At 45.1% G+C, this 17,278-nt stretch carries 13 protein-coding genes and 1 pseudogene; 8 read left to right on the top strand and 6 right to left on the bottom strand.

What is annotated here, in order from left to right; genetic code table 11:
* The first annotated feature begins 98 nt into the window (after positions 1 to 98).
* Positions 99 to 437: an LrgB family protein gene (locus JU57_RS06320; RefSeq protein ID WP_051906675.1), complete on the top strand. Its 339-nt coding sequence runs from the start codon at positions 99 to 101 to the stop codon at positions 435 to 437.
* On the opposite strand, the gene JU57_RS06315 is transcribed toward JU57_RS06320, so the two are convergent.
* Positions 429 to 1,703: an aminotransferase class V-fold PLP-dependent enzyme gene (locus JU57_RS06315; protein ID WP_037958435.1), complete on the bottom strand. Its 1,275-nt coding sequence runs from the start codon at positions 1,701 to 1,703 to the stop codon at positions 429 to 431. The genes JU57_RS06320 and JU57_RS06315 overlap by 9 nt on opposite strands.
* A 68-nt stretch (positions 1,704 to 1,771) precedes the next feature.
* Here JU57_RS06315 and JU57_RS06310 point away from each other — a divergent pair, with 68 nt between their 5' ends.
* Genes JU57_RS06310 through JU57_RS06295 form a run of 4 tightly spaced genes read left to right on the top strand, consistent with a single transcriptional unit; the run spans position 1,772 to position 5,052 of the window.
* Positions 1,772 to 2,788, top strand: coding sequence for an ATP-binding protein (locus JU57_RS06310; RefSeq protein WP_051906673.1), 1,017 nt, complete (start codon positions 1,772 to 1,774; stop codon positions 2,786 to 2,788).
* The gene (locus tag JU57_RS06305; RefSeq protein ID WP_051906671.1) at positions 2,789 to 4,291 is read left to right on the top strand and encodes a DUF1538 domain-containing protein; all 1,503 of its coding nucleotides are present in this window, start codon (positions 2,789 to 2,791) and stop codon (positions 4,289 to 4,291) included.
* Positions 4,288 to 4,644 (top strand): hypothetical protein, encoded by a 357-nt coding sequence (locus JU57_RS06300; protein ID WP_037958432.1) that lies wholly within the window; start codon positions 4,288 to 4,290, stop codon positions 4,642 to 4,644. The genes JU57_RS06305 and JU57_RS06300 overlap by 4 nt, the downstream gene beginning before the upstream one ends.
* A 9-nt stretch (positions 4,645 to 4,653) precedes the next feature.
* Positions 4,654 to 5,052, top strand: coding sequence for a CBS domain-containing protein (locus JU57_RS06295; protein WP_037958430.1), 399 nt, complete (start codon positions 4,654 to 4,656; stop codon positions 5,050 to 5,052).
* Between the two features lie 7 nt (positions 5,053 to 5,059).
* Here the strand turns inward: JU57_RS06295 and dnaE are convergent, their stop codons facing one another.
* The 5 genes from dnaE to JU57_RS06275 form a co-directional block, all read right to left on the bottom strand.
* Positions 5,060 to 8,608 (bottom strand): DNA polymerase III subunit alpha, encoded by a 3,549-nt coding sequence (dnaE, locus tag JU57_RS06290; RefSeq protein ID WP_037958427.1) that lies wholly within the window; start codon positions 8,606 to 8,608, stop codon positions 5,060 to 5,062.
* Between the two features lie 270 nt (positions 8,609 to 8,878).
* Positions 8,879 to 9,124 carry a FlxA-like family protein gene (locus JU57_RS06285; protein ID WP_037958424.1) on the bottom strand — a complete coding sequence of 82 codons (246 nt, stop codon included), beginning with the start codon at positions 9,122 to 9,124 and terminating at the stop codon, positions 8,879 to 8,881.
* A complete protein-coding gene (locus JU57_RS14070) occupies positions 9,043 to 9,249 on the bottom strand; it encodes a hypothetical protein (protein ID WP_294876290.1) in 207 nt (68 codons plus the stop codon). The genes JU57_RS06285 and JU57_RS14070 overlap by 82 nt, the downstream gene beginning before the upstream one ends.
* A 126-nt stretch (positions 9,250 to 9,375) precedes the next feature.
* Positions 9,376 to 11,079 (bottom strand): cache domain-containing protein, encoded by a 1,704-nt coding sequence (locus tag JU57_RS06280; protein WP_037958421.1) that lies wholly within the window; start codon positions 11,077 to 11,079, stop codon positions 9,376 to 9,378.
* Positions 11,076 to 11,474: a PAS domain-containing protein gene (locus JU57_RS06275; RefSeq protein ID WP_037958418.1), complete on the bottom strand. Its 399-nt coding sequence runs from the start codon at positions 11,472 to 11,474 to the stop codon at positions 11,076 to 11,078. The genes JU57_RS06280 and JU57_RS06275 overlap by 4 nt, the downstream gene beginning before the upstream one ends.
* 151 nt (positions 11,475 to 11,625) lie before the next feature.
* Between JU57_RS06275 and JU57_RS06270 the strand changes: the two genes are divergently transcribed.
* The 3 genes and pseudogenes from JU57_RS06270 (at position 11,626) to JU57_RS06260 (ending at position 17,274) form a co-directional block, all read left to right on the top strand.
* Positions 11,626 to 12,753 carry an efflux RND transporter periplasmic adaptor subunit gene (locus JU57_RS06270; protein ID WP_051906669.1) on the top strand — a complete coding sequence of 376 codons (1,128 nt, stop codon included), beginning with the start codon at positions 11,626 to 11,628 and terminating at the stop codon, positions 12,751 to 12,753.
* A pseudogene (locus tag JU57_RS06265) lies at positions 12,753 to 15,884 on the top strand (multidrug efflux RND transporter permease subunit). Before JU57_RS06270 ends, JU57_RS06265 begins: the two are co-directional and overlap by 1 nt.
* Entirely contained in the window at positions 15,874 to 17,274 is a 1,401-nt protein-coding gene (locus JU57_RS06260; protein ID WP_037958415.1) for a TolC family protein, read from the top strand. Before JU57_RS06265 ends, JU57_RS06260 begins: the two are co-directional and overlap by 11 nt.
* Positions 17,275 to 17,278 lie beyond the last annotated feature (4 nt).

Here is a 17,278-nt window from a genome sequence, read left to right as displayed (position 1 = left end):
AGAATCAGAAAAGGCGTTGAAACGGCCTTTTGGGAGCGTCTTTGGTTCACTGCTCTCCATTGCTTCTGCGTGGTTTTTAGCATCCGCCGTTGGCATCAATGACACCTTACCGGTTAAGCCTTTTGCCTCGTTCTATCAGTACCCCTTTTGCGATGCTCATTTCAGGCGAAATTGGTGGGACACCCGAATTAACCGCTCTTTTTGTCATACTTACAGGAATTTTTGGTGCATCGTTTGGGCAATTAGTGCTTTATTGGCTACCGCTCAAATCGAAAATGTCGCTAGGCGCTTCATTTTGTTTAGCGGCGCATGTTGCAGGGTCAAGTAAAGCGTATGAGTTAGACACTGAAGTGGGAACCATTGCCGCGTTGGTGATGGTGCTCACAGGCATTTTCAATGTCCTCTTAGCCCCTTTGTTGGAGATCGTTTTAACTTAGTGCATCTTTCTTGCGCAGTGCTTTGACGGCTTTTTGAATGGCGTCAAGCAATCGATCGATCTCTTTTTTCGTATGGGTGTAGTGGATAGAAATACGCAGCCAACCTGGCTTTTCATCAAAATCTTGACCATCGGCTAGTTTTAAAAGATCGTGTCCGTAAGGCCCTGCGCAACTGCATCCAGCTCTGGTTTGAATCCCAAAATGATCCGAAAGGTATTGGGAGATGTCATACGGATTGATCCCCTCAAAATTAAGCGAGAAAATGGGAAGCTTCTCTTGCGAATATTTGCAATAAAGCTTGACCCCTTCGATACAGCGTATGCGTGAACCAAAATAAAATTTCAGCTCCTCTTCCACAGCGTGGATCTTCTCCAAACCAATTTCGTTGCGAAGGTTGTACGCCAAAGAGGCTTTGATAAACTGCAAAATAGCAGGCGTTCCCGCATCTTCAATTAGTTCCATATCACTTAAAAACGTGTGCGAAACCCGTGACACATACCCCACCGTTCCGCCCCCTGCGAAGGTGGGTGTGGCTTCGGTGCACAACGCTTTTTTCATCACTAAAAGCCCACACGATCCCACACCACCCAAGAGCTTATGCGGAGAGAGAAACAGGGCATCGTAGTAGTTACAATCGATGTTAATGTAAGGCGAAGCGGCGGCGGCATCAAGGCATAAGATGCCGTTGTAGCGTTTGATGAGGGTATATATGTTTTTATAATCACTCACGATGCCCGTAACATTGGAGGCAACGGAAAACGACGCGATGATTTCGCGCTCTTTATGAAGCTCAAGTTGGGTCTGCAAAAACGCCATATCGATCTTTTCCTCATCATCCAAAGGTACACGAATCACTTCACATAACCCTTCTCGAAAACTGAGCTCATTGGAGTGGTGCTCGTAAGGTCCCACAAAAACAATGGGAAGTGTTTGGGGTTTACATGTAAAGCGTTTTAAGGTGCGAGGCGGAATGTAAATTCCCATCAGTTCTTGGAATTTTTTGATCGCGCCTGTGGCACCTGAACCACACGGAAAAAGATAAAAACGCTCATCCACCGCTAAGGCATGTTTGAGATCCAAGCGTGCTTTGGCGTAATACTTACTTGTTTGAATAGCGCTGGACGCCACTTCAGAGTGGGTATTAGCATAGGTTTTAAGAATGATTTGCATCTGTTTTTCAATCGGCTTATAGCCTTGACCGGACGCGGTGTAGTCGAAATAGAGAAGATTTTTATCTTTAATGATGTTTTTACGTATGGCTTGCACTACTTTATCCAAAACTTTTTGGGTATTATACCCTTTATAAACAGCTTATGCGATGATGGGAATCAAAAATGATTGATGAAAATTTGCTCAACAGCCTCAGTGCCAAAGAGAAAGAGCTCTTTAAGCAAGGGCTTGAAGATCTGATCAACCAGACCTATGTCATTGAAGATGAGTATAAAAAGCTCAATGAATCCTACACCACCTTGCAAGATTTTATTCGCCAGATCATCGAAGTACAGCCCAATGCGCTTTGGGTTTTTGACAGTGATGGTGCGATCTTTTTGCAAAACAGCGAAGCGAAAAAAATGGGCGCGATCTTAGAAGGATTGGTGCTAGAAGAAGAGAGTGAGATCGATTTTGAAGGGCGCTCTTATCTTATAAAAAGTGTCACCAAAAGCGATAAAAAGATCATCACCGCCACAGACATCACCGAGGGGAAACGTCAAGAGCGCTTGGTTTCCATGGGACAAGTCGCCGCACACCTCTCGCATGAAATCCGCAATCCCATCGGTTCGGTTTCACTGCTTGCCTCCACGCTGCTCAAAAAGGTCGATCCGAGTGTGAAGCCGCTTGTGACGGAGATCAAAAAAGCAATTTGGCGGGTGGAGCGCATTATCAAAGCAACTCTGCTTTTTACCAAAAGTGTGCAGATCAATCCGAGTTATTTTTACCTGGATCGCTTGATTAAAGAGTGTGAACAAGCCATCTCGCACTACTCGTACACCAAAGAGGTTACCTTTCAGTTTGACCTGCCCCACGTCGAGATTAAGGCTGATTTTGAACTGCTCAATTTAGTGCTTCAAAACTTCATTTTTAACGCCATCGATGCGATTGAAGAGTGCGAGAAAGAGACGGGAAACGTCAGTATCGCTTTTGTGCAAGATGACGAGTGTGTCCTTTTACATGTAAAGGATGATGGCAAGCCGATTGAGAATAAAAACATCCTTTTTGAGCCTTTTAAAACGACCAAAACGAAGGGGAATGGACTTGGATTAGCGCTTTCGTTGCAGATTATTCAAGCGCATGGTGGTAAAATCAATTTACTCGAAGATCCCAAAGGTTTTGAAATTAAACTAGGACGCTAAATGTTTAAAGAGAGTTTGCTCCTTTTTGCAACGGATTTTAAAAACTCTTCCAAAGATTTAATGCCCATTATTGTCGTGGTGATCTTTTTTCAAATCGCATTTATCAAAACCGTGCCTGAGAATTTGGTGCCTACCTCACTGGGACTCCTCATCGTTGCACTCGGATTAGCTCTGTTTATTCGTGGGCTTGAAATTGGCATCTTCCCCATCGGCGAAGCGTTAGCACACGATTTTGCGCACAAAGGCTCGCTCTTTTGGCTGTTGTGCTTCTCCTTTTTGATTGGTTTTTCAACCACGATTGCCGAACCAGCCCTCATCGCCATTGCCAATAAAGCCGCACTGATCAGTGAAGGCAAAATCGACGCTTTTTACCTGCGCATCACCGTAGCCCTCTCCGTTGGTTGCGCGATTGCACTAGGCGCTCTTCGCATTTTATGGGGTCATCCGATTCATTACTACATCATCACAGGGTATATTTTGGTGGTCGGTGTCACGTTTTTTGCCCCCAAAGAGATCATTGGACTCGCCTATGATAGCGGTGGCGTTACAACCTCCACGGTGACGGTTCCACTCGTGGCGGCACTGGGCATTGGACTCTCTTCGTGCATCAAAGGACGCAACCCACTCATCGATGGATTTGGGCTGATTGCCTTTGCCTCGTTAACGCCGATGATTTTCGTGCAAATTTTTGGTCTGATTGTCTATTATTTTACCGACACACACGCCATTACCACCATTGCAATGGCTAGCAAAGAGGCAATAGCATCCTCAGAGCACACACTCTCTTTCACCCAAATCCTGCTCGATCTCTTAGGGGTTATGCAAGATGTTCTGCCCATCATTTTAGTCATTGCTTTTTTTCAATACGTCATTATTCAAAAGCCCATTGCTCATCTTCCGAAGATTCTCACGGGGATTGTGTTGGTCATTTTAGGCTTGGATGCGTTTATTGTGGGACTTGAGATCGGGCTTTTTCCGATTGGTGAGACGATTGCGTATCAGCTTACCACCATGAAGAGTCCATGGGTCATCTATCTTTTTGGTGCCATGATCGGTTTTGCAACAACGATGGCAGAACCTGCACTCATCGCCATTGCCATGAAAGCCTCGGAGGTGAGCAATGGCAATATCAACCAAACAGTGCTTCGCATCTTCGTTGCGATTGGCGTTGCAATCGGAATCGCGCTTGGATGTTTTCGCCTTGTTAATGGTGCCTCTTTGCACTATTTTATTATTATAGGCTATAGTATTGTCATTATTATGACCTATTTTGCGCCCAAATATATTGTGCCCATTGCCTACGATAGCGGAGGTGTGACCACCTCCACGGTGACGGTTCCACTCGTGGCAGCACTTGGATTAGGTTTGGCGCAAAATATCGAAGGGCGAGACCCACTGATTGATGGCTTTGGGCTGATCGCTTTTGCCTCACTTTTTCCGATGATCACCGTTATGGGATATGGGATCATCACACAGCGTATGATTCAAAGGAGCGAAAAATGAACTTTACCGTATTAACCGTTATTGTGCCAAATGCCGAAGAGGAGATGGCGATTGAGACTGCCAAAAAAGCAGGCGCAGGGGGTGTGACCATTTTAAATGGCAAAACCATAGGACTCAAAGAGAAAAAGATCTTTTTTGGACTCACCTTGGAAGAGAATGTCTCTGTATTGCTCTTCATTCTTCCTCAACGGCTCTCCATGAACGTCTTTAAGGCACTGCGCAAAGCTTTAAATCTCGTCAATCAAACCGAAGCGTCCAAAGGGCTCATCTTTACCTTTCCACTTACCCATATCTCGGGAATGGAAGCAGAAGAGGTGGAGCTTTTTGAAAAAGAGATATTAGATGCACTCTAAGGAGAAAACATGTTAGTTTCAGAAGTCATGATCAAAGAAAATCTGGTGATTGTCTCACCGATGGCGCCTGTGCGAGACGCACTGATGATGATGCGTAAAACCAAAGTCAAATCGCTGATCGTCGATAAAATCCGTCCAAGCGATGCGTATGGGTTGTTGACCTATAAAAATATTTTGTATTCGATTGTCTCAAGTGATGGGGATATTGACCTTTTAAGGGTGTATGACATCTGCTCCAAGCCTGCGATTCAGGTCTCCAAACAGCTTGATTTAAAATACGCATCGCAGTTGATGGTCAAAAACAATGTCAAACGGCTTTTAGTCGTAGATAACAACGAATTAGAGGGAATTTTGACGATGACCGACATCTTAACCCTCTTTTTAGGAACGATTGAAGAAGAGGCATAGAGGTGGTTTAAGCAACCACCTTCACAAACTCCATCCCTGCTAGTTTCTCATCGATGCTATCATCCACACCAAATCCCGTTTCGATGAGCACATCTTGCAGTTTGGAAGTAATAACCAGATGCAAAGGTCTGCGCCCTGCACTCTCACGTACAATTTGGTATAGAAATTCCAGTTTGCTGGTATCATCGCTCAGATCAATCAAAAGTACCTTCGGATCAAGCGGCACTTCAATGACTTTTGTCTCGATCTTCTCTTTTTTAGCGTCGTTTAGCTCCATGATTTTCATCACGCGCATTTTGGTGTTTTGCCCATCATTGCTCACATCGACTTTAAAACAGAGCGGTTTTTCCAAATCCATACGAGAGAGCGCTTCGAGTTGTTTTTCAAACACCGTGAGCTCCATCGAACCGTGAAAATCCATCAAGGAGATGATGCCAAACTTGTTGCCTTTTTTGCTGATTTTTTCCGTAATGCCCTCGACCTTGCCGATAAACAGCGCTTTGCTGCCATCTTCGATCTGATCTTTTTCACTGGAAAGCGTGTAGCTCATCTCATCAATCTCAGCTCTAAACGCATCAAGTGGGTGCCCTGAGATGTAAAAACCAATCGTCTCTTTTTCCAACTCTAGCATACGTTTGTTATCAAATTCGGGGATATTTTCGATGCTCACTTGCACCGTGGTCATCTCTTCGGCATCGCCAAAGAGTGAGTATTCCGCCATCTTTTTCGCGCGACTGCACTCGGCACTCGCTTCAATGATGCTATCAATATTTTCAAGCAACGCACGTCTGGAGTAACCAAAGTCATCAAAACTGCCCGATTTGATAAACGACTCTAACACTTTTTTATTGACCTTGGAGCTGTCAATGCGTGAGATAAAATCGCTCATATCAGCAAACGGTGCATCCGCTCTGGCTTCTAAGATCTTACTGATTGCCGCGTTGCCAACCCCTTTGATCGCACCCATTCCAAATAAAATCGCCTCTTCGCCGTCCGTGTCGGTAATCGCACTAAATTCGATCAAACTGTGCTGAATAGAGGGTGGTAACAGTTTGAGTCCAAGGCGTTTGACCTCATCGATGTACTTGACGATTTTATCGGTATTGTCTTGCTCTGAGGTGAGAAGGGCTGCCATAAATTCTTGCGGATAGTAGCATTTCAGATACGCCGTTTCAAACGTAACCATCGCGTACGCCGCAGAGTGGGATTTGTTAAAACCGTACCCTGCAAACTTCTCGATCAGTCCAAACAGCTCAATCGCATGGGCGCGATCTAACCCTTGATCGACAGCACCTTGCGCAAACTCTTCGGCTTTTTGTTTCATGTAGTCGATCTTTTTCTTACCCATCGCACGGCGAATCAAATCCGCTTCACCAAGGCTAAACCCACCGATGGACTGAACAATCTGCATAACCTGTTCTTGGTAGACGATAACTCCATACGTTGGCTCCAAAATTGGGCGAAGGGGCTCGGTGAACTCATCAAAAAAGTAGCTGATCTCTTTACGACCATTTTTACGGTCGATAAAGTCATCGAGCATGCCTGATTCCATCGGACCTGGACGGTAAAGTGCGAGGACAGCGATAAGATCTTCAAAGTTCGTTGGTTTGAGGCGTTCATTGAGTGATTGCATACCACTCGATTCGATCTGAAACAGTCCCACCGTGTCACCGCTTTGAATCAGTTCATACACTTTAGGATCGTTCATATCAATCGTCGTAAAATCAATCTCTTTTTTGTAACGCAGCTTAATAAGTTTGAGCGCATTATCAATCACCGTCAGGGTCTTCAGACCCAAGAAGTCGAATTTAATGAGGTCGACATCTTCAAGGTAATTGAGCGAATACTGCGTGACGAGATGATCTTCGCCAGAGGGCTGATAGAGTGGGGTTTTATGCCACAACTCTTCATCGCTGATAACGACACCTGCGGCGTGCATGCCAGAGTTTCTATTCAGTCCTTCAAGGGCAAGCGCAAACTTCCAGACGCGTTGCATTTTAGGACTGCTTTCGATGAGTTCACGAAGTTTTGGCTCTTTTTGGTACGCGCCACCTTTGTAGCCCTCTTCGCCTTCGACACCCACGCCATTGAGCGTAATGCCCAGTTCATCGGGGATCAGTTTTGCCATCGCATCGGCTTCCGCGTAGGGAATCGCCAAAACACGTGCCACGTCACGAATGACTCCCTTGGCTAAGAGTTTACCAAAGGTGATGACTTGCGCCACATTATAACGACCGTATTTTTCCACGACGTAGTCGATAATTTCGCCACGTCTGCTTTGACAAAAGTCAATATCAATATCGGGCATACTAATACGTTCAGGGTTCAAAAATCGCTCAAAAAGCAGGTTGTAGGGCATCGGATCGATGTCGGTGATAAAGAGCGAAAACGCAACCAAGCTACCCGCTGCTGAACCTCGTCCAGGACCTACAGGAACACCGCGCTCTTTGGCTTCACGGATAAAATCCCAAACGATGAGCATGTAACCTGGGAACTTCATATCGCAGATGATTTTGATCTCGCGCTCTAACCTTGCTTTATACGCTTCGTGTTGGCTAGGCTCTACATGTAAAAGACGTTTTTCGAGTCCCTCACGACTTTTATAGGCAAAAAATTCATCGTCGGTTTCAAAATTGAGTCCCTCTTTGGCGGCATACTCTTTGGTAAATTTAAATTTAGGAGGGGTCGGATCGCCCAGTTTGATCTCCAAATTGCACTTCTCCACGATCTCTTGCGTGTTGGAAATCGCTTCAGGAATGTCGGCAAACAGATCGCTCATTTGCGCCGGTGATTTGAGGTAAAACTCATGAACGGAGTGGCGCAGACGGTTTGGATCGTCAAACTCTTTGTTCATCGCGATACACATAAACGCCTCGTGCGCTTCGGCATTGTCTTGTTCTAAGTAGTGGGTGTCATTGGTCGCGATGAGTTTGATGCCTGTCTCTTTGGAGATGCGCAAAATATCATCATCAATGAAGTGTTGATCAGAAATACCATGACGCATCACCTCTAAGTAAAAGTCCTCGCCAAAAATTGCTTTGTACTCAAGGGCTATTTCTTTAGCACGCTCATACCCTTTCGCGCCAAATTGAACGTTGCGTTTGTTGTTAAGATTAAGATGCCAGTTCACTTCGCCTTGCAGACACGCACCGGAACAGACCAAGCCTTCCGAATGCTCTTTTAAAATCTGCTTGTTAATGCGCGGATAGTAGTAAAACCCTTTGATATAACTCATCGAAGAGAGGTACATCAAGTTTTTATAGCCGATCTCATTTTTAGCGTACAAGCAGAGGTGAAAACGCTGTTTGGTGGTTTTATCGCCGATGTCCTCTTGGTTGTGAATGTACGCTTCCATCCCAATGATAGGCTTGATGCCCTCTTTGCGCATCGTTTTGTAAAAATCAATCGCGCCAAACATGTTTCCATGATCGGTAATCGCAACCGAGGTGACGCCTTGGGATTTGAGTTTTTTGGCGAGCTTGCCTATTTTATTGGCGCCATCCAAAAGGGAGTATTCGGTGTGTAAATGTAAATGGGTGTAAGGTGTGTCGCTCATCGTTTCTCATCAATAATTTAGTTTTTTCATTAAAGTTCTTTTAGAACTTTTAACACGCTTTCAAAGCAAAGCTTTAAAAACTACGTTAACACTAGGTTTTCCTTGGCGGAATGCCCGCGCACCCTTGGTGCTTTAATGCTATTGAATTGTGTAAAAGTTTATTAGAATCTATTGTAGCGAATGAGGACTTAAGAGGGTGTAAGAGTTGCCTTAAAAGCTTTACATGTAAGCTTACATGTAAAGCTTTTGCCCAAGCCAAACAGGGAGATGTTAGGCACATGATTCAGCGGCTTGCGTTTCAAGGGCGGTAATTTGAGCTTGATACGATGCGATCATAGTTTGTTTTGCCTGAACATCTTGAGCGCTCTTTTCGTCAACACTTGCTTTTTGTTGTGCCGCTGCAATCTCTTTTTCGAGTGCAGCAATTTTTTTCTCTAATGCTTCGATTTGCGCATCAATGCTGTCACTGCTGCTTGTTGATGCACTACTGGTTCCAGAAGTCGCACTTGAGCCCACGCTTTGGGTGCTACTACTGGTACTCTCTCTTCTTCGTTGGTTGAGCTTAAGAGCGTAGCACTACTACTGGTGGTATTTTGATCGACCAAAACTTGGGATGAATACGATGTGTTAATGGTGCTCATGACCATCTCCTTCAGTTTTCATTTGCCCCCGTGAACCATATTGGGTATTCTTCAAAAACATGAAGGAAATATCGTTTAAAAAAGGCGTTACATATAAAGAAATTTCATCTTACATGTAAGGCTTTTTTACCCCAATTTACTCATGATATTTAAGATGTCGCTCGTCTTCTCTTCGATCTCTTCGACATCTTTGGTGAGGCTGTTCATCTCTTTGGCATTGTGGCTCATTTTAGCCGAACTATCGACGATGCCACCCACGATGACCCCAATGGTAGCTTGAATCTGCGTCAATGAGTGGCTGGTTTTATCGGCGAGTTCACGAATGTTATCGGCAACAACGGCAAACCCACGTCCATGATCACCCGCTCTGGCTGCTTCGATTGCGGCATTGAGTGCTAGCAAATTGGTCTGATCGGCAATATCGCCAATCATATTTAAAATATCATTTGCCTCTTTCGCGTTGTGGGTAAGCGTGCTTAGCGTATCGGCAAGATGTTGCTGAATCGAAACCATCTCTTGCATCGACATGGTCGTTTTTTTCACAATGCGATTAAGATCACTCAAAGGCTCATTTTTGATGGTCGCCACCGAATCGGCGAGGTGCTTGGCATTTTCATGCAGCTTCGCACTCTGTTCAGCATTTGCACTGATCATCGAAGAGAGCGCACTTCCTAGCGCATTCACCCCTTCGACCAACTCTTGAAGCTCACCATGGGTTTGAATCGAAATTGGTTGGCTAAAATCCCCGTTTTGGAAATTTTTCAAAGAGACCAGTGTCGCATTCATCACTTCATTTACCTTGGCGATCATCCCATCCATCTCGTAGGAGAGGCGATTGGTCAGAAAGTTGGATGAGACATACGAGGTTTTGTTCTCCATGTATCCTTTGGACATCTTAGAGCAGATAATCAGCACCTCACCTACAACACGCACATCATCCAAGCGAAGCTTTTCAAAATCTTTAAATGTCTTCTCAATCACGCAAATGGTCGAGCCTATCTCATCCATCGACGTATCTTCCATCTGAAAATCAATCACGTTTTTTTTGTTGGTCACATAAAGCCCAAAATCCTCCACATAACGCTTCAAATCTGCCATCCGACGACCAATGAGTTTTTGACTCAAATAGCGTGAAAAGAGTGAAAAAACAACGACAACCACCAAAAGAATCAAGCTATTGCGCACCACCATCGCGACAAGCGCTTCATCTAATTTTTGCTTCTCTTTGGCAACCAAGGCATCAATGTCATCGGCGTACACACCCGTTCCAATAATCCAACCCCATGGCTTAAAGGCTTCAACAAAAGAGATTTTGGCCTGAGGGGTGTTAAACCCTGGTTTTTCCCATTGGTAATTCACCACACCCTTTCCCTGTTTGGACGCCACATCCACCATCTCGTTAAATAAAAACTTGCCCGCAGGATCTTTTGATCTGCTCAAATCAGAACCATCAAGGGCTGGTTTAATGGGGTGCATGACCATTTTAGGTGAAAAATCGTTAATCCAAAAGTAACCATCTTCACCAAAACGAAGCTGTTTGACTGCCATTTTGGCTTTTTCTTGATACGCTTTAAGAACCTCTGGTGTCTCTTTTTCAGGCTCTTTTTGCAGTGCTTCGTAAAATGAATTGACCACATGATGCGCAATTTTGACTTTATCACTGAGCGCTTCCACTTTTTCACGTGCCATAATCGCTCGAATTCCCTCCAAGCGTTCATCGGCCTCTTTTTGCATCAAAACGACCACAACAACGGTCGAAATCACCGCCGTGAGCACCAGCGAAACCATCAGTAACAAGGTGACTTTAAATTGAATACTTAACGCTCTCATTTTTGCCTCTCATTTGCACGCATGGTGGCGTAAAGTTGGGTATATTTTTCGACCTCATCTTTGCTTGCCATTTTTCGCACAGAGAGGTAATGCTCTTTGCCAAAGGGAAAAATGGTGGCGTAAACCCAGTAAAATTTACCGCTTTTGGTACGATTTTTGACAAATCCTTGCCAAACATTGCCTTTTTTCAGACTCTCCCACAGCTCTTTAAAGACCGCTTTGGGCATATCGGAATGGCGAATCATATTGTGAGGTTTTCCAATGAGCTCTTCTAAGCTATACTCAGAGAATTTAACAAAGGTTTCATCCGCATAGACAATATTCCCTTTCGCATCCGTTTCAGAGACCAACAAAGAGGTTTCATCCAGTAAAATTTCATCACCTACCGTTTGCATCTGTCTATTCCTTAAACGTATCTTTCATTTGAGTATAAGGTGTGTTAGATTTAAAGATGATTAACCCCTCCTCAACCCATCGTTATTTACCTACGATTAATTCCAATATGTTACAATCTAATAAAATGATAATCACCTCTAAGGAATGCTGATGTTTTTACTCAATAAAAAGATCTTTCTTTTAGTCACGTGCCTCGCCCTAGGAGCACAAAGTTATGCGGAAGAGGCAAAAAAACAGCCTTCCCCTGCAGTTGATGTCTACAAAATTGCGGCAGCGAAAGAAGAGGCATTGAGTTTACAATACCCTGGTAAAACGATCAGCTCCCAGAGCGTCACGATTAAAGCCCGTGCCAATGGTATTTTGATGAAGAAATTCTTCACCGAAGGTGATTTTGTCAAAGAGGGCGATGTGCTCTATAAAATCGAACCCGACAGCTACGAAGCGGCTCTCAATCTTGCCAAAGCCAATGTAAACGCTCTGGATGTTCAACTCCAAAAAGCAACGAAAGATTGGGAGCGCATCAAAGCGCTGTATGAATCAGGCGCTTCGAGTGAGCAAGAAAAAGACAGTGCGTACTGGAGCTATGAAGGTGCGAAAGCAAGCCTTGCGAGTGCCAAAGCTTCCTTGCAAACGGCGAGCATTAATTTAGACCGTACCACCATCAAAGCTACGATGAGCGGTATGACGGGTCTTAAGATGGTTGATGTGGGATCGCTCGTTACCGATGGAACAGCACTTGTGGATATTACGCAAATCAACCCTTTACATGTAGAGTTTTCCATTCCAGACATTGATGTGATGAAGCAAAAATACAACATCAAAAATGGTAAATGGTCCAACCCAACCGAGGGCAAGCTCAAAGCCGCCCTTCAAGTCGGCGACGCCAAATTTAAAGAGGTCGGTGTCGTAGACTTTTTAGACAGTTCCCTTAACGCCAAAACAGGCTCACTCAAAGCGCGCGCTACCTTTAAAAATGAAGGCAAAGAGCTACTTCCCAACCAATTTGTTAAAGTCAATCTCATAGGTTTAACCCGTAACAACGTCATTAAAGTGCCACAAAAAGCGGTGCTTCAAAACCCACTTGGCACCGTTGTCTTTGTTGTGGAAGAGGGAAAAGCGGTGGTTAAACCTGTGAAAATGGGCGAAGCGAGTGAGAATGACTATGTGATTGAAAGCGGTCTGAAAGAGGGCGATGTGGTCATCGTCAACAACTTCTTTAGAATCAAAGCGGGAGCACCGGTGAAGGTGGATAAAGTGATCAACGAAGAGGCGAAATAATGTTCTCTAAGTTTTTTATCAACCGCCCTATTTTTGCAACCGTTGTTTCGATTGTGATTATTTTGGCGGGTATCATTGCGATCAAATCGCTGTCGATTCAGGAGTATCCTAGCATCGCACCTCCGCAGATCATCGTCTCTGCCACCTATCCTGGTGCGGATGCCCAAACCATCGCAACGACCGTGGCAGCACCGCTAGAAGAGGAGATCAATGGTGTGCCTAACATGCTCTACATGATGACCACCACCGCCTCACCAAGCGGCAATGTCAGCATCAACGTCTATTTTCAAATTGGCTCCGATGTTGAACAAGCCAAAGTCGATGTGAACAACCGTGTGCAAATCGCCACGAACAAACTACCCGAAGCGGTGCGCAAACAAGGCGTTTCTACAAGGGAACGCTCTCCTGACATCCTCAAAGTTTTAACACTCACCTCCAAAGACAATGTGCACGATACAACCTTTATCTCCAATTACGCACTGGTAAACATCGTGGATGATCTTAAGCGCATCCCCGGCATCGGTAATGTTACCATTTTTGGTAATAAAAACTACGCGATTCGCGTCTGGATTAAACCCGATAAATTATCCGCTTACGATCTCACCACCGCCGAAGTAATCAATGCGATCAAAAGTCAAAATGAGCAGTACGCCGCAGGTCAAATCGGACAAGAGCCGATGGCAAAACAACCCGCCTATACCTACACAGTAAAAACCGATGGTAGGCTGAAAAATGCGAGTGAATTTGAGAAAATCATCATCAAATCCAATAGCGATGGCTCCTCTTTAAAACTCGGAGACGTTGCCAACATCGAACTGGGTGTTGAGTCGTACTATTTTAGCGGTATTTTCAACAACAAACCGATGATTCCCATTGGTATTTTCTTAGCTTCAGGTGCTAATGCACTGGAAGTTTCCAACCTTTTAGAGCAAAAATTGGCAGAGATTTCACCCAATTTCCCAAGCGATCTTGAGATTGACACGGCATACGATCCAACGATTTTCGTGCGCGAATCGATCCACGAGGTCATCTTTACGTTGATCCTCTCAATTGCACTGGTGGTTGGTATCATTTACCTCTTTTTGGGCAATCTGCGCGCGACGTTTATTCCCGTTCTTGCCATCCCTGTCTCCATCATTAGCACCTTTGCAGGCTTTTATGCCGCAGGGTTTTCCATCAACCTTCTCACCCTCTTTGGACTCACGCTTGCCATTGGTCTGGTCGTCGATGATGCGATTGTCGTCATTGAAAACGTTGAGCGAATTCTCAGGGACGAAGAAGAGCTCAGTGTCAAAGATGCAACGATTAAGGCAATGAAAGAGATCACCAGTCCGGTTATCGCCATCGTGATGGTTTTATGTGCGGTCTTTGTGCCAGCCGCGTTTATGGGTGGTTTTAGCGGTACGATGTACAAACAATTTGCGATGACCGTCATCATCTCTGTGACCATCTCGGGTATCGTGGCATTGACCTTAACGCCAGCACTGTGTGCCCTTCTTTTGCGTAAACATGAGAGTGCACCGTTTTGGCTGATTCAAAAATTTAATGACTTTTTTGAGGTAGGAACGCAACTTTTCTCAACAGGCGTGCGCAAAACGATTCGCTTTGGTGTTATCAATATTGCGGTCTTTGGTGTGATGATTGCTGCTATTTTCTTGATCACTGCGCGCATCCCTACAGGTTTGGTTCCGAATGAAGATAAAGGTATGATCCTGATCATCAACAACCTGATGCCCGGTGCTTCACTGGATCGAACGCAAAAGGTTAGCCAACAAGTCAGTGACTTTGCCTTTACCAACCCAGATGTCATTCGTGTGGGAGCGATGTCGGGGCTTGATTTTATTATCAATGCGTATAAAACCGATTCGGGTATTAGCTTTATTCGTCTTCGTCCGTGGGATGATAGACCCAACGCCGATCAAACCTCCTAAGCAATTGCAGGTAAAATGATGGGCGGACTGTCTCAAAATAAAGAAGCGTTTTTGATCGCCGTAACGCCTCCTCCGATTATGGGTATGAGTACCACGGGTGGGTTTGAGATGTTTGTGCAAGATCAAACGGATGGAAATATCCAAGTGCTCGATGGCTACGTCAAAGAGATCTTAGCCAAAGCGGCGGAGCGAAAAGAGCTTGCTGCGATGCGTTCGACGATTAACACCAATGTACCGCAATTTCTCATCAACGTTGACACAGACAAAGCCAAATCACTGGGTGTCGATACTGCGGACATTTTCACCACCATTCAAGTGACTTTTGGCAATACGTACACCAACGACTTTAACCTCTTTGGACGAACCTATCATGTCAACGTCCAAAGTGACAGTACCTTTAGAGAAGGCACAGAAAATTACAACGATGTTTTTGTCAAATCCAGCGAAGGAAGGCTTGTTCCGATTAGCTCGCTTGCAAGCATTAAACGCATCGTAGGGTCTTCGATTGTTCAAAAGTTCAACATGTTCCAAGCCGCGCAAATTTCAGGTCAACCAAGTCCGGGCTACAGCTCAGGTGACGCGCTTCGCATCATTGAAGAGGTGGCAAAAAGCGTACTTCCCAATGGCTACACCATCGCTTGGGCAGGTACTTCGTACCAAGAAAAACTGCTTGAAAAAAGTGGCAATACTGCTTTTGTCTATGCGATCATCTTCGTTTTCTTGATCTTGGCGGCACTGTATGAGAGCTGGACGATTCCATTTGCAATCGTGTTAGCCGTTCCATTCGCACTTTTGGGCGCAGCACTCGCGGTCTATTTTAGAGATTTGCAAAACGACATCTACTTCCAAGTGGGGTTGGTGACACTGGTAGGACTCTCGTCTAAAAACGCCATTTTGATGGTGGAATTTGCGATGCACAAGCTCACTGATGGTTACAGTTTGATCGATGCGACAATTGAGGGGGCGCGTATTCGTTTCCGACCCATCGTTATGACCTCATTTGCGTTTATTGCAGGAACGTTACCTCTTGCGCTGAGTACGGGAGCAGGAGCCAATAGCCGTCATATCATCGGAACCACGGTTGTAGGTGGTATGATTACGCTCACGTTGATCGGTACGTTTTTTGTACCGCTCTTTTTCTATCTCATTATGAAAACGAAAGAAAAGTTTACCAAAAAAGGAGTCGTTCATGACTCGTAGCATTACCCTTTTATCCCTCGTAGCTGTCTTGTTTTTGGGCGGATGTTCGCTCAAACCTGAGCTGAATGTTCCTCAAATAGAACAACCCAAAAGCGCCCAAGAAGCTTTACATGTAAACAAGGAGTGGTGGAAGCAGTTTAACGACGCCAAACTGAACGCCCTCGTCGAAGAAGCGCTTCTTGGCAGTGACGATCTGAAGCTTTCAGCACTCAAAGTGCTCAAAGCGCGCCAAACCTATGGGCTGAGCACGGCTAATGAACTTCCAACGTTGAACGCCAACGCCAGTAACACGCGTCAAAAAACCAGCGATGAAGCCTACTCGACGAAAAATAAGGGCGCTGAGTATTCTGACTTTGCGATGAATGGCACGCTCTCTTATGAGATCGACTTTTGGGGACGCCTCTCCAATCAGAGTGAATCCAGTTGGTCGCTCTATTTAGCCACGCAAGCGGCGCGTGAGACGGTTCGCAACACACTCATTCACGATGTGATTAGCGCGTACTTTAACCTCGCCTCCTTGCAAGCGCGCATGAAAGTGCTAGAGCAGACCGCGCAAGCGTATAAAGAGAGTTATGAGTTTCGCTCCAAACAGCAAAAAGTGGGCACAATCAGCGATCTATTAGCCAACCAAGCCCTAGCGCAATACAACAATGCCAAAGCCTCTCAAAACAGTTTGATGGAGAATTATGCGCTTCAAAAAAGCGCTTTAGCCATTTTGGTGGGTAAAAGTCCGCAAGCACTTTTTGAAGCGTTAAAAATGGATGCGACCCTGCCAAGCGCACTTACGATTCCCCAAGGTGTGCCTTCCAGTTTGATGGAAAATCGCCCCGATATTCAAGAATCCTTGGAAAATCTCAAAAGCAAAAACGCACTCATTGGGGTTGAAAAAGCCGCTTACTTCCCAACCATTAGCCTCACAGGCAGTTACGGTCAGCAAAGCGATGATCTGGGCAACATCCTCAAATCCAGTGCGAACCGTTGGAGTTTGGGACCTAGCCTTAGCGTGCCGATTTTTGATTTTGGGCGCATCAAACAGCGCGTTTCTATCTCTGAAACCGACTTACAATCGTCTTTAATAAGCTATGAGCAAACCGTAAAAAAAGCCTACAAAGAGGTGCATGACGCGCTTGCAAAAGAGAATTTAGCCCAAAGCCGCCTTGCCTTTCAACAAGAGGAACTCAAAGCCTACCAAAAAGTGTTAGACCTCTCTACCAAACGTTTTAACCAAGGCGTTGCCAACCAGCTTGAAGTCTTAGACGCCCAAAAAGGCGTGCTCAGCAGTACTCTCAGTGTCATCGCAACCCAACAAGCCCTTTTGACCGACCAAGCCGAACTCTTTAAAGCCCTCGGCGGCGGTTGGAATGAAGCTGATCTTTTACATGTAAACTAAAGGA

The organism is Sulfurospirillum sp. SCADC (assembly GCF_000743525.1).
Taxonomy (GTDB): domain Bacteria; phylum Campylobacterota; class Campylobacteria; order Campylobacterales; family Sulfurospirillaceae; genus Sulfurospirillum.
The sequence above is the reverse complement of the archived record's forward strand: the minus strand, read 5'-3'. Positions and strand labels throughout refer to the sequence as shown.

Coding starts and splice junctions, on each gene's coding strand:
- JU57_RS06320 (WP_051906675.1), top strand. CDS start 99: ATGACACCTTACCGGTTAAGCCTTTTGCCTCGTTCTATCAGTACCCCT.
- JU57_RS06310 (WP_051906673.1), top strand. CDS start 1,772: ATGATTGATGAAAATTTGCTCAACAGCCTCAGTGCCAAAGAGAAAGAG.
- JU57_RS06305 (WP_051906671.1), top strand. CDS start 2,789: ATGTTTAAAGAGAGTTTGCTCCTTTTTGCAACGGATTTTAAAAACTCT.
- JU57_RS06300 (WP_037958432.1), top strand. CDS start 4,288: ATGAACTTTACCGTATTAACCGTTATTGTGCCAAATGCCGAAGAGGAG.
- JU57_RS06295 (WP_037958430.1), top strand. CDS start 4,654: ATGTTAGTTTCAGAAGTCATGATCAAAGAAAATCTGGTGATTGTCTCA.
- dnaE (WP_037958427.1), bottom strand. CDS start 8,608: ATGAGCGACACACCTTACACCCATTTACATTTACACACCGAATACTCC.
- JU57_RS14070 (WP_294876290.1), bottom strand. CDS start 9,249: ATGAGCACCATTAACACATCGTATTCATCCCAAGTTTTGGTCGATCAA.
- JU57_RS06280 (WP_037958421.1), bottom strand. CDS start 11,079: ATGAGAGCGTTAAGTATTCAATTTAAAGTCACCTTGTTACTGATGGTT.
- JU57_RS06275 (WP_037958418.1), bottom strand. CDS start 11,474: ATGCAAACGGTAGGTGATGAAATTTTACTGGATGAAACCTCTTTGTTG.
- JU57_RS06270 (WP_051906669.1), top strand. CDS start 11,626: ATGTTTTTACTCAATAAAAAGATCTTTCTTTTAGTCACGTGCCTCGCC.
- JU57_RS06260 (WP_037958415.1), top strand. CDS start 15,874: ATGACTCGTAGCATTACCCTTTTATCCCTCGTAGCTGTCTTGTTTTTG.